Below are 13,341 nucleotides of genomic sequence, written 5' to 3' on the forward strand. Positions count from 1 at the left end.
GTAACAACATGATGATTCCGGCCTCCGACGCGCTCAGCCAAATTATCGCCGCCATGAAACCGACCTGCGCCGAGCAAGTCGCCCTGCCCGACGCCTTGGGCCGGATCTTGGCCGAAGACGTGCTTGCGCGCCTCACCCAGCCGTGGGCGGACGTCTCAGCCATGGACGGTTACGCGGTGCGTCAAGAAGACGTCGCCCAAGTTTCCGCCCAAGCCCCCGCCACCCTCAAAGTCATCGGCGAAAGTGCCGCAGGCGGCAGCTTTGACGGTGATGTCGGCCCCGGCTGTGCGGTGCGAATTTTCACCGGCGCCCCCGTGCCCAAAGGCACCGACACCATCATCATCCAAGAAGATACTGAAGCGGCGGGCGAAGCCATTACGGTATTGGAAAAGGCCCCCGCAGGCAAATTCATTCGCCCCGCCGGACTGGACTTCAAAGCGGACACCGTGCTGTTGAAGGCCGGAAGCTTGATGAGTGGTCGCAATGTCGGTTTGGCGGCGGCGGCGAACGTGCCGTGGGTCAAAGTTCGGCGCAAGCCTCGGATCGCGCTCATCGCCACCGGCAATGAAGTGGTGATGCCCGGCGACACCTTGGGCGACAATCAAATCATCAGTTCCAATTCGGTGATGCTGTCGGCCTTTATCAAGGTTTTGGGCGGGGAGCCTTTGGATTTGGGCATCGCGCGTGACGATCTTGGCTCACTCACCGAACGGGTTCGGGCCGCCAAACAAGCCGACATGCTGATCACCATCGGCGGGGCGTCGGTGGGCGATTATGACCTGGTCGGCCAAGTCCTGCTCCAAGAAGGCCTGCAACTGGCCTTCGACAAAGTCGCCATGCGCCCTGGAAAGCCTGTCATTTTTGGTCTTTTGGACGGTATGCCGGTGTTGGGCATGCCCGGCAACCCGGTCAGCGTGGGGGTGTCCAGCGCGGTGTTTTTGCGTCCGGCCATCGCAGCCATGCTGAGCGTGCCCGCCACCGACGCGCCCCTGCAAACCGCTCAACTGGCCATCGATCTTGGGGGTAATGACGAGCGCCAGGAATACATGCGCGCCACCTTGAGCATCGGCGCAGACGGCGAACACTTGGTCACCCCGTTTTCAAAACAAGACAGTGCCATGCTGGCGAAATTTGCCGAAGCCGATTGTCTGGTCATTCGCGCCCCCTTTGCGCCCCCGGCCAAGGCGGGCGATACGGTGGACTTCATCCCCCTGCACACCGGACGCATAACGCTCTGATGCAGATTCGCGAACAGACCGACGACGACGACTTAGGCGCCATTCGCGCCGTCACCGATGCCGCCTTTGGCGGTACGGCGGAATCTGAACTGATCGATCGTTTGCGCGCTGACGACTTGGTCATCGTTTCAATGGTGGCGATTGAGTACGGCGAAATCGTCGCTCACATCCTCTTTTCAGAGCTTGAAGTGGTCTCAAATGACCATAAAAACTCCATTCGCGCCGCAGCCCTAGCGCCCCTGGCCGTCGCCCCCACCCACCAACGGCTCGGCATCGGCTCGGAACTGGTCCGTCAAGGCCTTGAAAAATGTAAACAAAGTGGCATTGAGGCAGTGATTGTTGTGGGCCACCAAAATTTCTATCCACGTTTTGGATTCAGCGCGCAAATGGCAAAATGTCTGAAAAGCCCATTTTCAGGCCAATTTTTTATGGTTTTACCCCTAAAAAATGGCATTTTTGATGAATTTGAGGGAAACGTCCTATACCCGGATGCATTTTCCATTATGACGCAAAATAAGATTTAAGGATTTATCTTAAATTTTGGCAGTGCCCGAAAGGGCGACGTGTTGAGGTAATGGAGCTCATTTTCCGACAGCGCGCGCCCTTTAAAATAAACCGACGCGGCTTTCACAACCCGTTTGGGATTTACCCGCGAATCCAGCGAAAACGCATACGAACAGGTGATGTTGCCGACGCTGAACTCCGTGCTATCGGACGGATAGGCAAACCGCAAGTGCACCGTGCGCACGTCCCCCACGTCCGCAGTTTGAACGCCAATGATGGTGATTTCCCCATAGACCTGGGTGGCGCGCCCAACGATGATGGCGCAATGCGCGACTTCGGGCTCGAGCCGCGGGGCTTCGTCCGTACAGCCCACCAGCACCAGACAGAGGCACAGGCTAAGACCCGTGACAGGGGCAATACCCCCATAAAAGAAAGCTGTTTTTCTAAACATGGTTCAGTATGAGCCTTTCCAAGGCCCTCAAGCAACTCCGATACAACACAAAATTGAAGAAAATAGCCCTTGACCCGCAAGAGGAACCAAAGTAGAACATACATATTGTGTTTTTGTTTTGTTCCACACGCGCGCTCTTCGCTTTTTTGCGCGACTTCCGGATTCAGGTGACCTTATGCTGACCAAAAAACAGTACGAATTGCTCTTGCTGATCGACACCCGCATCCGCGAAGCGGGCGTGCCGCCCTCGTTTGACGAAATGAAGATGGCGCTGGGCCTGAAATCCAAGTCGGGCATTCACCGTTTGATCAGCGGACTGGAAGAACGCGGCTTCATTCGCCGCTTGCCGCACCGCGCCCGGGCGCTTGAAATTCTCAAAATGCCGGAAAACATCGAACGTGACCGCGCCGACAGCAAGGCCCAAGCAGCCCAGGTGACAGCCGAAAAACCGTCGAGCATGGCCAACGTCGTCAAGGGTGAATTTGGCGCAAAGCCCATTCCCGCCCACACCTCTCCGGCCGCCGGCATCGAACTGCCGTTTTTGGGCCGCATCGCGGCGGGCACGCCGATTGAAGCGTTGTCCGACCCTTCCTCGTTTATTGAAGTTCCGCCCTCCATGCTCGGTGGTGGCGATCATTTTTGCCTTGAGGTCGATGGCGATTCCATGATCGAAGCGGGTATTCTTGACGGCGACACGGTGATCATTCAACGCACCAACCACACGGAAAACGGCGCCATTGTCGTCGCCTTGGTGGACAACGAAGAAGCCACCTTAAAATACATCCACAAAAAAGGCGACAAGGTGGCCTTAAAACCCGCCAACGCGGCCTATGAAACGCGCATTTTCGGCCCCGACCGCGTTCACATCCAAGGCCGTCTGGTGGGTTTGCTGCGCAAGTTCTGATTGGAAGAATCTCAATCAGCGCTTCGGTTTTAGAACCCAGGGGCGGTCACCGCGTTCTCCGTTGACGGTTTTCACACGGATGCCTTTTGCACCTGTCGGGTCACGGCTGCCCGTGCTCAGCCACACGGCGTGGGTGCCCAGACGTTTCAAATCCGTACTGGTGATCAAAAGATTCACCGCTGGGCAAGTGGCCTCGGGCATGTTCACCACCACCACATCCGCCGCCCAGCAATCTTCTTGCAGGGCTTCGGGGACACGGGTGAAGGCGATGCGCTGGCCCTTGGCTTGATACAGGCACCCCAGAGCATCACACCGAAGTGCTGCCGCTTTAGGCACGCCACCCGACGGGCCCTGCTCATTCTCAGACTCTTTTGCAAACTCCGTCCACCGTCCCATATCCCCCGCAAGACCCGCGCGGCGCAGCCACACGTCGCGTTCAAATTTGGCCGTCTTCAGACTGGAAAAGGCATAATGGCCCTGGGGCGTGCGCACGGCGGCAAGCTTGGCGTCGGCGTGAATGATGACGTCGGGCATGGACTCGGCGAACAGACTGAGCAGACCGATCGCAAAAACCGGGATGCCACCCAACCGCCATCGCCCCTGCCACAGCGCCAACCACAGCCCACCCAACGCAATCAAGACCAGTCCCCACGTCGGAAACGCAGCTACATCCGACACCGCACCCGGCCACCCGGCGACGGTGTGGGCGGTCCTCATCAAAACATCAATCCCCCAGCCCATGGGCGTCAACGCCAAACTTTCCAGCCCCAAAGGCATCAAGGCATAAGCCACCACCGCCCAGGGCATGATCCACAAGGCGGTCACCGGGACCGCGATCAGATTGGCTGCCAAGCCAAAATCCGCCACCCGGTTAAAATGATACGCGGCAAAAAATCCGGTGGCCGCCCCGGCAACGGCGGTGGTCAAGGCGACCCCCATCATATAGCGCCCCACTTGCCCCCATTTGGTTTCTGCTGAGTGCTGCAACACGCCGCGACGGCTCAAAACTTCATACACGCCCACCAACGCCACCACGGCGGAAAACGACATCTGAAAGCTGGCCCCCAAAAGACTTTCGGGGCTCAGCACCAAGATCGCCATGGCCGCCCACGCCACCAACCGCATGGACACGGCGCGCCGATCAAACACCACCGCCAACAACACGATCGCGACCATCAAAAAGGCCCGCTGGGTGGGAACCGTAGCCCCCGCCAACAGGGCATAGGCAAACGCCGCCAAAATCGCTAGGGCGGCCGCCCACTTTTTGATCGGATAGCGCAAAGCCAGCCACGGGATCAGCGCCAGCCCCGCACGCAGGGCAAAAAACACAATGCCCGCAATCAATCCCACATGCAGGCCGGAAATCGCCAACAGATGCGCCAAACCACTGGCGCGCATGTCGTTCAGCACAGGTTCGGAGATTTCACTGCGTTCGCCGGTCATCAAGGCCATGGCAATGGCACCGCGATCGCCGCTCTGGGCCACCCCAAACCCATCTCGCACCCGCTGGGTGATGGCGGTGCGCAGACGCTGAAAGCCAAAGCTTAAGCTGTCCAGCCCGGCATTGGGGGCCGCGCCAATCACCTTGATCTTGCCAAAGGCAAAACCGACACCCCCTAAGCCCCGAAAATAGCTTTGACGTTGAAAATCGAACGCGCCGGGCATGGCGGGTGCCGGGGGCGGCATCAAGTTGGCCCTGAGCTCAATCCAATCACCGGGCAAAAACGGCGGCTGTTCGCCCATCAACTTGATGCGTACAGACTTGGGCGTTGCGTCGGGGCTGAGACGCGCGCTGTGCAAATGAATCAAGCTCACCCGCTGGCCATGGTCAAGAACCTCAATGCGTTCAACTTGAGCGCTGAGGCTCAACGCGCCGCTTTCCGCATTGATCACCGGGGCCGCCACCCACCAGGTGCGCAAACCCGCCACCCCCAGGCCCAACAGAACGAGCGCCAGCGCCAACACACCCGCGGCCACGATGGGGCGGTTGTGCAGGCGCAAAGCCCAAAACCCCAAAATCCCGCCGAACAACCAGCCAAACCACAGCGGCGGTTCAAACGGCAGAGAAAAATACAGCCCGATTCCCAGCCCCAACAGCACCGGAAACCATAGTGGCCAACGGTCTCGCTCCACCATAAAGGCAGCGGATATCCGGGGGAAAAATGCTCTAAAGCTCTGCATCTTAAGGTTTGTTCTATCCTTTTGAAGGGATTTCACGTAAAAAAGCGCAGCAAATGCAGCATTTGAACACTCTGAATGCTGCAATTGCGAAAAGAGTGTGCTAGAACCTACCTAATTGGATAGGTAATACACGTTACCATTACACCAAATTTAGAGAAAGAGACTAACGGTAATCATGACCGTCGTAACGCGCTTTGCGCCCTCACCCACTGGATTTTTGCATATTGGCGGCGCTCGCACGGCGCTGTTTAATTATCTGTACGCCAAGCACACTGGCGGCAAGTTTTTGCTGCGCATCGAAGACACCGACCGCCAGCGCTCCACCCAAGAAGCCGTCGATGCAATTTCCGCCGGGCTGAAATGGTTGGGCATAGACTGGGACGGCGACATCGTTTCGCAATTCACCCGCGCCCCGCGCCATGCCGAAGTCGCGCACGCATTGCTCGACATGGGCAAAGCGTACAAATGCTATTGCACACCCGAAGAACTCACCGACATGCGTGAAACTGCCAAGGCTGAAGGCAAGCCCATGCGCTATGACGGACGCTGGCGCGACCGTTCCTCAGGCGAAGCACCCGAAGGCGTCGAGTATGTGGTGCGCATCAAAGCCGAACACGCGGGCGAAACCGTTGTTGAAGACTTGATCCAAGGCAAAGTGACGGTTTCCAACGGCGAAATCGACGATTTTGTCTTGCTGCGCGGCGACGGCACACCAACCTATATGCTGGCCGTGGTGGTTGACGATCACGACATGGGCGTGACCCACGTGGTGCGCGGCGACGACCACCTGACCAACACCTTTCGCCAAATGCAGATTTATGATGCCATGGGTTGGGACCGTCCGGTGTTTGCGCACATGCCGCTGTTGCACGGTTCTGACGGCAAAAAGCTGTCCAAGCGCCATGGGGCTTTGGGTGTCGAAGCCTATCGCGACATGGGTCTACTACCCGAAGCTGTGTGCAATTATTTGCTGCGTCTGGGTTGGGGCCACGGCGATGCGGAAATCATTTCCCGCGAACAAGCCATTGAATGGTTCGACGTTGTCGACGTCGGCAAATCTGCTGCACGTTTTGACGCCGACAAACTGGCCAACATCAACGCCCACTACATGCGGGAAGCCGATGACCAACGCCTGCTCGACATCATCTGGCCCGGCGTCGAAGCGCTGCTGGGTGAGCGCCTGGCAGAAAGCGGAAAAGCCCGCGTTCTGGCTGGCATGCCCGGCCTAAAGGAACGCGCGAAGAATACACTTGAACTCACTGAAAGTGCTGCATTTTACGCACACACCAGACCCTTGGAAATGAACGAAAATGCAGCCAAGCTGCTGAACAGTCATGGGCTGAGGGCGCTGCGTCAATTGACCGATATCTTGATCGATCAGGAAGATTGGAACGCTGCCGCGTTGCAAGAAGTTGCCAAAGACTTTGCCTTTCAAGAAGAGATGAAGCTCGGCAAAATCGCGCAACCGCTGCGCGCCGCGCTCACCGGCTCAAACATCTCGCCGGGGGTGTTTGATGTTATGGAAGTTTTGGGGAAAGAAGAAAGTCTGGGGCGTCTCGCTGACGTTTTAGGGGAAGCATAACAACTGTTGTAAGAGGCGTTTCAGCGCCCAATCTGTCAGAGGAAACCCCGCCCCGCTCCGCCAAGGACCGGGCTGGCCAAAAAGAATTGTGAGGATCCATGAAAAACAAAGATGTAGCCGAACACACCTTCACGCTCACCAACAACGACACAGGCGAAAGCTGGGAACTCCCGGTGCTTGAAGGCAGCGTGGGTCCCCGTGTGATTGATGTCCGACGCTTGTATGCCGACACCGGCCATTTCACCTATGACCCTGGTTTCACATCGACCGGCAGCTGCCAGTCGGGCATCACCTACATTGACGGCGACAAGGGTGAGTTGCTGTATCGTGGCTATCCCATCGAACAATTGGCCGTAGAATCCGATTATGTGGAAACCTGCTACTTGCTGATTTACGGCGAACTGCCGACCCATGAGCAAAAGGCCAAGTTCAATCACCGCATCACCTATCACACAATGCTTCATGAACAGATCCACAAATTCTACCAAGGTTTCCGTCGTGACAGCCATCCTATGGCCGTTATGGTGGGTGTTGTTGGCGCGTTGGCGGCGTTCTATCACGACAGCACCGACATCAACGACCCACAGCACCGCTTTGTCGCCTCGACACGCATGATCGCCAAAATGCCGACCATTGCTGCCAATGCCCTGCGCTATTCCCAGGGCATGCCGTTCGTTTATCCGCGCAATGACCTGAACTATGCGGAAAACTTCCTGTACATGATGTTTTCCACCCCGTGCGAGGAATATCACGTCAATCCCATCTTGGCCCGCGCCATGGACCGGATTTTGATTTTGCATGCCGATCACGAACAGAATGCGTCTACCTCGACTGTGCGTTTGGCCAGTTCTTCAGGTGCCAACCCGTTCGCCAGCATTTCCGCAGGCATTTCGTGCCTGGGTGGGGCCCCGCCCATGGCGGTGCCAACGAAGCAGTCTTGACCATGCTCAAAGAAATTGGCTCGGTTGATCATATTGACGAATACATCGCCCGCGCCAAGGATAAAAACGATCCTTTCCGCCTCATGGGCTTTGGCCATCGCGTCTACAAAAACTTCGATCCGCGCGCCACGGTCATGCGCAAGACCGCGCACGAAGTTCTCAAGGAACTGGGGGCGGAAAACGATCCGCTGCTCAAGCTCGCCATGGCCTTGGAAAAGATCGCCCTGGAAGATCCGTATTTCGTGGAAAAGAAGTTGTACCCGAACGTCGATTTCTATTCGGGCATCATCTTCAGCGCCATGGGCATCCCGACCGAGATGTTCACGGTTCTGTTCGCCGTGGCCCGCACGGTCGGTTGGGTCGCGCAGTGGAACGAAATGATTGAAGATCCGTCGCAAAAAATTGGCCGCCCGCGCCAACTTTACACGGGTCAAACCACCCGCAATTATGTCAAAATGCCGGAACGAAACTAACGCTTTCGGCTCATAACCCTTCAAAACGGCGGCCCCACCGGGTCGCCGTTTTTTTTCGTAATACAATTGACGTACAATCAAATCCTTTCGCAATCGAAAGTCCATCCGTATACTCAGGCACTCGATACCCTGCCCTTTTCGTATCATCAGAGCTTTCAATTTTATGCACAAACCGGGCACCTCAGATCGGTTCATGACCGTCCGCCTTTTCATCCAAATCGTCTCCGTCATTTTTGGCGTTGAGGTCTTGGTGATGCTCGCTCTGGACGATTTGATGCAAACTTACCCGACTGTGTCAGCTCTTTTGGACGCAACGATTGTTTCCGTCTCCTTACTGATTTGTCTGGATTTGTGGGTTTTCCCGCAAATCAGAAAGGCGCAAAATGAGGCCAAGGATCAGCTCCGGCTGCAAGAGACCCTTATCAACGCCATTCCCGCCCCCGTTTTTTATAAAAATGAACTGGGCGTATACATCGGCTGCAACAAGCAGTTTGAAGCTTATCTGGGAAGGCCGCGCGAACAAATTCTCGACCGATCCGTCTTTGACGTCGCGCCTGAGGATTTAGCGGAAATCTACCACAAAGCCGATATGGATTTGATCATTGAAGGCGGTTCACAAATTTATGAGACCGTGGTGGTACATGCGGACGGATCAAAACACGACGTCATGTTCCACAAAGCGGTTTTTGAAAAATCAAATGGCTTGGTTGGTGGCATCATCGGCGTCATGGTCGATATCACCCAACGTAAAGAATTGGAAAACAAGCTTGAGGAATTGGCCAGTCACGACACCCTAACGGGGCTGTCCAACCGTCGCGATTTTGACGCCCGCCTGGAACAAGCCCTGGCCCGCTCTCAGCGGACTCAGACACAGCTGGCCTTGCTGTTTCTTGATTTGGATGGCTTTAAGGATGTGAATGACAATCTGGGGCACTCTGCCGGCGATCAGGTTCTGCAAATCGTTGCGGAGCGTCTCACCAACATCATGCGCAAAAGCGACACCGCCGGGCGCATGGGGGGGGATGAATTCGCGGTGATTTTGGAGGGCAGCGTCACCCGTGACACGGCGGCGTTGGTGGCGGAAAAAGTCTTGGCCGAACTGGCTTCGCCCTACACGCTGAATGAAGGTGCGGTCAGCCACCTTTCCGCCAGCATTGGGATCGCTTTCGCACCGGATCACGGGACGGAACTTGATACCCTCTTCGCCAATGCCGACAGGGCGATGTATAGCGCAAAAGACCAAGGGAAAAACCGCTTTGCCATAGCCTCAGACGATGCCTTAACAACGACAATCTCTGAGACTTCTCACAACTGATTTATAAAGTGCTGGACGATCATCTCCGCCAGCTCGGGGCGCTTTTTATCCTCGATTTCCAGCGTAAAATCGGCGGCATTTTCATAAAACGGCAAACGCCGCCTCATGATTTCTTCTGCTGACTTGGTTTCATCCAAATTGGGCCGTTCGGCCTTGTCTTTAACCTTGTCCACCAAGGTTTTGATGTCGCCCTTGAGCCACACAACGGCACCGCCCTTTTTCAGCGCATCGACTTTACGCTTGGAATAGATTTCGTTGCCGTTTTTATCCAAATCCACAATGACGCCGCCGCCGCAATCGACAATCACGCCATCCATGTTGGCGATTTTTTTCACCACCGCATATTCCATATCGCGAAAGGCGCGCCAGTCGCCTTTGGACTTGGCAATGATCTCGGCAATGGTTTTGCCGCCGTTTTCATATTCGATCAAAGTGTCCGTCGACAGCACAGTGCGCTTCGTGAGTACCGCCAAGCGCCTTGAAACATTCGATTTCCCGGCACCGCGCATGCCAATAATGATAATATTCATGACCTTTATGATTTCCGTTCAATCAGTTCGATCTTGTAGCCATCGGGGTCTTCGATAAAGGCGATAACGGTGGTGCCATGCTTCATCGGGCCTGGAGCACGAGGAATGGGCACACCTTCTTTTTGCAGGTCATCGCAAACCGCATAAATGTCCGGAACTGCGATCGCCAAATGACCAAATCCACTGCCCAGTTCATAAGGTTGATCTTGATCCCAATTGTGGGTCAGTTCGATCACCGTGTTGTTTTGCTCTTCCCCGTAACCGACAAAAGCCAGGGTGAATTTGCCTTCGGGGTAATCGGAGCGCCGCAACACCTTCATGCCCAAATGGCGGGTGTAAAAATCTATGGATTTGTCCAAATCGCGGACCCGGATCATGGTGTGCAAAAAGCGAAAGGCCTGCGTATCTGTACCAATCGTGTCCATGTCAGTTTTCCTCCTGAAGGGCTTGGTGTAAAACGCTGAGCACCACATCCGCCGCGCGGTCCCCCGGTGGCGGCCCGCCCAGCCCCAATTGCGTTAAGGCTTCTATCGCGCTGTGGCGTTGTGCCGTGCGCGCCCTCTCATCGGTCAGCAAACGTTCCAATTCTTGGGCGAGGTTGTCGGCTGTGCACTGGTCTTGAATAAATTCCGGTACCGCTTCGCGATGAAGACAGATGTTGATCAGATTGGCATAAGGGGTCTTGATCAGCAACCGCCCCAAAAATGCCGTGAGCGCGTTGACCCGGTAGCCGATCACATGAACAACCCCGGCCATCGCCAATTCCAGCGTCACCGTGCCGCTGGCGGCCAAGGCCGCGTCTGACGCCACATAAGCCTCAGCCTTTTCGTCTTGGCCCACCACATGCGTTGGCACGGCCCAAGACGAGACGGTTTGGGCAATCTTGCCGTGCAGATGTGCAACGGCGGGGATCACCACCACCAAATCCGGAATGTGCGTATAAAGACGCTGCATGGTCTCGCCAAAGACCTCCAACAAACGCTCCACCTCTCCGCTGCGGCTGCCGGGCAGCACGCACATGACTTTCGTTTCCGCCCCAATGGCGTGACGGCTGCGAAAGGCGGCCCTCCCGGCCTCGTCGATCTGACGGGTCACCACCGGATGACCGACAAAAGTGGCGTCCAATCCAACGGCGTGAAAATACGGCGGCTCAAAAGGCAACAGACACAGCAAATGGTCCAGGAATTTGGCTACCTTGGCCGCCCGACCGGAACGCCACGCCCACACACTGGGGGCAACATAGTGAACGATGGGTATACTGAAACTCCGGGCTTTGATTTTTTTGATGACCCGAAAGCAAAAGTCCGGAGCGTCGATGGTGATCAAAACGTCCGGCTTCAAGCGTTCAATTTCATCCGCGGTTTCACCCATGCGGCGCAACAGTGTCGGTAACTTGGGGATCACTTCAAACACCCCCATGACCGCCAAATCTTGCATGGGAAACAGGCTTGAAAGCCCCTCAGCCGTCATTTCCGGACCTCCCACTCCGGCAAAACGCACCTTGTCGTGTGTTTTGTCCCGCAACGCGCCCATCAAGCTGGCGCCCAGGGCATCGCCGGAATTTTCGCCCGCAATCAAGAACACCAGGGGTGAAGAAAGCTCCGTCGTCATGGTTTCACCCCAACCAAAAACAGACCTTTGTCATCGGCGGCCTTGATTACGGCCTCGCGCCCGACAATGATGGACCCACCCGCCTCAACAACAATCCCCTTAAGTCCCGCCGCTGAGGCATATTCAACGGTCCCCAGTCCAATGGTCGGCAAATCGGCACGGCGTTCTTGCCCCGGCTTGGTCATTTTCGCCAGCACGCCGCCCTGATCAAAACCGTTCGCCTGAGCAATGCGTTTGAGCATGGCATCGGTGCCGTCTTGATCTTCCAAGGCGACGACCTGCCCGGCTTTGGCGACGGCGGCTTGACCTTTATCCGCCCCGCCTAAGGCAAGCGCCGCGTGAACGGCCACGTCAATATCCACTTGATCGTTTTCAGAAGGACTGACTTGTCCCATAACGCCTTCGGGAGACAGCAATTCCGGCAAGACTTCGTGCGCGCCCACCATGTGAAAGCCTTCTTCGCGTTCCAGAGCCGAAACAATGGTCCTGAGCACCCCGTCATCGCCTTTGTTCATGACACCACCGGCCAAAATACGCACCGCCCGCGCGTCGGGCATCAACGCCGTCATGGATGGACGGTGGATGCGTCCGGCCATCACCAAGTCAATAACTTGCGCGTCTTTCAAGGCTTGGATGGATTTTCCCGCTGCGCCCAGGCGCACCCAAGCGTGATCAACGCCGGCCACGGTCTGGGCATCGCATTGATCTTTAAAGGCAATGACAAAGACTTCGCGTCCGTTTTTTTGGCACGCCTGAATCAACAGCCGGGGCAGATCACCGCCACCGGCGAGGATGCCCAACTTTGGCGCGTCAGGAAGCATCATCCATTTTCGGCTGACAGATGGAACGTGAGCTATCTTCTGCGATAAACTGGACGATTTCCATTACCGGCTCGTTGTCTTTGAACATCTCGGCAACGTCTTGCTGGCGTTCCGCCATGGTGCCTTCTTGAGCAAACAGCAAGCGATAGGCATTGCGCAAGGCATGAATGGTTTCCCGATCAAAGCCGCGGCGTTTCAGCCCCACCAGATTCAGGCCCGACAGGTGTGCGCGGTTGCCCATCACGGTGCCATATGGGATGACGTCGTTTTCAACCCCGGACATGCCGCCCAGCATGGCGTGTTTGCCGATGCGCACAAACTGATGCACCGCCGACAGTCCGCCGATGATCGCAAACTCGCCAATGTGAACATGGCCCGCCAAAGTCGCATTGTTGACCAAAATCACATGATCTGAAATTTGGCAATCGTGGGCCACATGCGCGCCCACCATGATCAAGCAGTTGTCGCCGACTTTGGTCAGCAGGCCGCCGCCTTCGGTGCCGGGGTTCATGGTCACGTGTTCGCGAATGACGGTGTTGCAGCCGATTTCCAAGCGCGAAGCTTCGCCTTTAAACTTCAAGTCTTGGGGTTGCAACCCGATGGAGGCAAACGGAAAAATGCGGGTGTTGGCGCCAATACGGGTATCGCCGCCGACCACCACATGGCTTTCCAACTGGACGCCGTCCGCCAACTTCACCTGGGAACCGACGATGCAATACGGTCCGATGCGGACGTTATCGCCCAATTCGGCACCGTTTTCAATAATGGCCGTGGGATGAATATTGGTCAT

General features: G+C 56.3%; 12 protein-coding genes and 1 pseudogene. 6 read left to right on the top strand and 7 right to left on the bottom strand.

Annotation, left to right across the window (positions count from 1 at the left end):
- Window positions 1-8: 8 nt before the first annotated feature.
- Window positions 9-1,238 (top strand): molybdopterin molybdotransferase MoeA, encoded by a 1,230-nt coding sequence (locus BEN30_RS05375; protein WP_322091067.1) that lies wholly within the window; start codon window positions 9-11, stop codon window positions 1,236-1,238.
- The gene (locus tag BEN30_RS05380; protein ID WP_069957325.1) at window positions 1,238-1,762 is read left to right on the top strand and encodes a GNAT family N-acetyltransferase; all 525 of its coding nucleotides are present in this window, start codon (window positions 1,238-1,240) and stop codon (window positions 1,760-1,762) included. The genes BEN30_RS05375 and BEN30_RS05380 overlap by 1 nt, the downstream gene beginning before the upstream one ends.
- Here BEN30_RS05380 and BEN30_RS05385 read toward each other — a convergent pair.
- The gene (locus BEN30_RS05385; protein WP_139134869.1) at window positions 1,759-2,193 is read right to left on the bottom strand and encodes a hypothetical protein; all 435 of its coding nucleotides are present in this window, start codon (window positions 2,191-2,193) and stop codon (window positions 1,759-1,761) included. The genes BEN30_RS05380 and BEN30_RS05385 overlap by 4 nt on opposite strands.
- 175 nt (window positions 2,194-2,368) lie before the next feature.
- Here BEN30_RS05385 and lexA point away from each other — a divergent pair, with 175 nt between their 5' ends.
- Window positions 2,369-3,097 carry a transcriptional repressor LexA gene (gene lexA / locus BEN30_RS05390; protein ID WP_069957327.1) on the top strand — a complete coding sequence of 243 codons (729 nt, stop codon included), beginning with the start codon at window positions 2,369-2,371 and terminating at the stop codon, window positions 3,095-3,097.
- 15 nt (window positions 3,098-3,112) lie between these two features.
- Here the strand turns inward: lexA and BEN30_RS05395 are convergent, their stop codons facing one another.
- Entirely contained in the window at window positions 3,113-5,278 is a 2,166-nt protein-coding gene (locus BEN30_RS05395; RefSeq protein ID WP_084005071.1) for a ComEC/Rec2 family competence protein, read from the bottom strand.
- A 175-nt stretch (window positions 5,279-5,453) separates the two neighbouring features.
- On the opposite strand from BEN30_RS05395, the gene gltX reads away from it, so the two are divergent.
- The 3 genes and pseudogenes from gltX to BEN30_RS05410 all read left to right on the top strand — a co-directional run bounded on the left by gltX (window position 5,454) and on the right by BEN30_RS05410 (window position 9,589).
- Entirely contained in the window at window positions 5,454-6,860 is a 1,407-nt protein-coding gene (gene gltX, locus BEN30_RS05400; RefSeq protein ID WP_069957329.1) for a glutamate--tRNA ligase, read from the top strand.
- A gap of 98 nt (window positions 6,861-6,958) precedes the next feature.
- Window positions 6,959-8,274 (top strand): annotated as a pseudogene (gene gltA, locus BEN30_RS05405) (citrate synthase).
- Between the two features lie 193 nt (window positions 8,275-8,467).
- Window positions 8,468-9,589 carry a GGDEF domain-containing protein gene (locus BEN30_RS05410; protein ID WP_170826968.1) on the top strand — a complete coding sequence of 374 codons (1,122 nt, stop codon included), beginning with the start codon at window positions 8,468-8,470 and terminating at the stop codon, window positions 9,587-9,589.
- Here the strand turns inward: BEN30_RS05410 and BEN30_RS05415 are convergent.
- Genes BEN30_RS05415 through lpxA form a run of 5 tightly spaced genes read right to left on the bottom strand, consistent with a single transcriptional unit; the run spans window position 9,580 to window position 13,341 of the window.
- Window positions 9,580-10,119 (bottom strand): shikimate kinase, encoded by a 540-nt coding sequence (locus BEN30_RS05415; protein WP_069957330.1) that lies wholly within the window; start codon window positions 10,117-10,119, stop codon window positions 9,580-9,582. The two genes, BEN30_RS05410 and BEN30_RS05415, sit on opposite strands and share 10 nt — an antisense overlap.
- A gap of 5 nt (window positions 10,120-10,124) precedes the next feature.
- Window positions 10,125-10,544: a lactoylglutathione lyase gene (gene gloA, locus BEN30_RS05420; protein WP_069957331.1), complete on the bottom strand. Its 420-nt coding sequence runs from the start codon at window positions 10,542-10,544 to the stop codon at window positions 10,125-10,127.
- A gap of 1 nt (window position 10,545) precedes the next feature.
- Complete coding sequence (lpxB, locus tag BEN30_RS05425) at window positions 10,546-11,730, bottom strand: lipid-A-disaccharide synthase (RefSeq protein WP_069957332.1); 1,185 nt, start codon at window positions 11,728-11,730, stop codon at window positions 10,546-10,548.
- Window positions 11,727-12,554 carry an LpxI family protein gene (locus BEN30_RS05430; RefSeq protein WP_069957333.1) on the bottom strand — a complete coding sequence of 276 codons (828 nt, stop codon included), beginning with the start codon at window positions 12,552-12,554 and terminating at the stop codon, window positions 11,727-11,729. Before BEN30_RS05430 ends, lpxB begins: the two co-directional genes overlap by 4 nt.
- Complete coding sequence (gene lpxA, locus BEN30_RS05435) at window positions 12,541-13,341, bottom strand: acyl-ACP--UDP-N-acetylglucosamine O-acyltransferase (RefSeq protein WP_069957334.1); 801 nt, start codon at window positions 13,339-13,341, stop codon at window positions 12,541-12,543. Before lpxA ends, BEN30_RS05430 begins: the two co-directional genes overlap by 14 nt.

It is taken from the genome of Magnetovibrio blakemorei (assembly GCF_001746755.1).
Lineage (GTDB): Bacteria > Pseudomonadota > Alphaproteobacteria > Rhodospirillales > Magnetovibrionaceae > Magnetovibrio > Magnetovibrio blakemorei.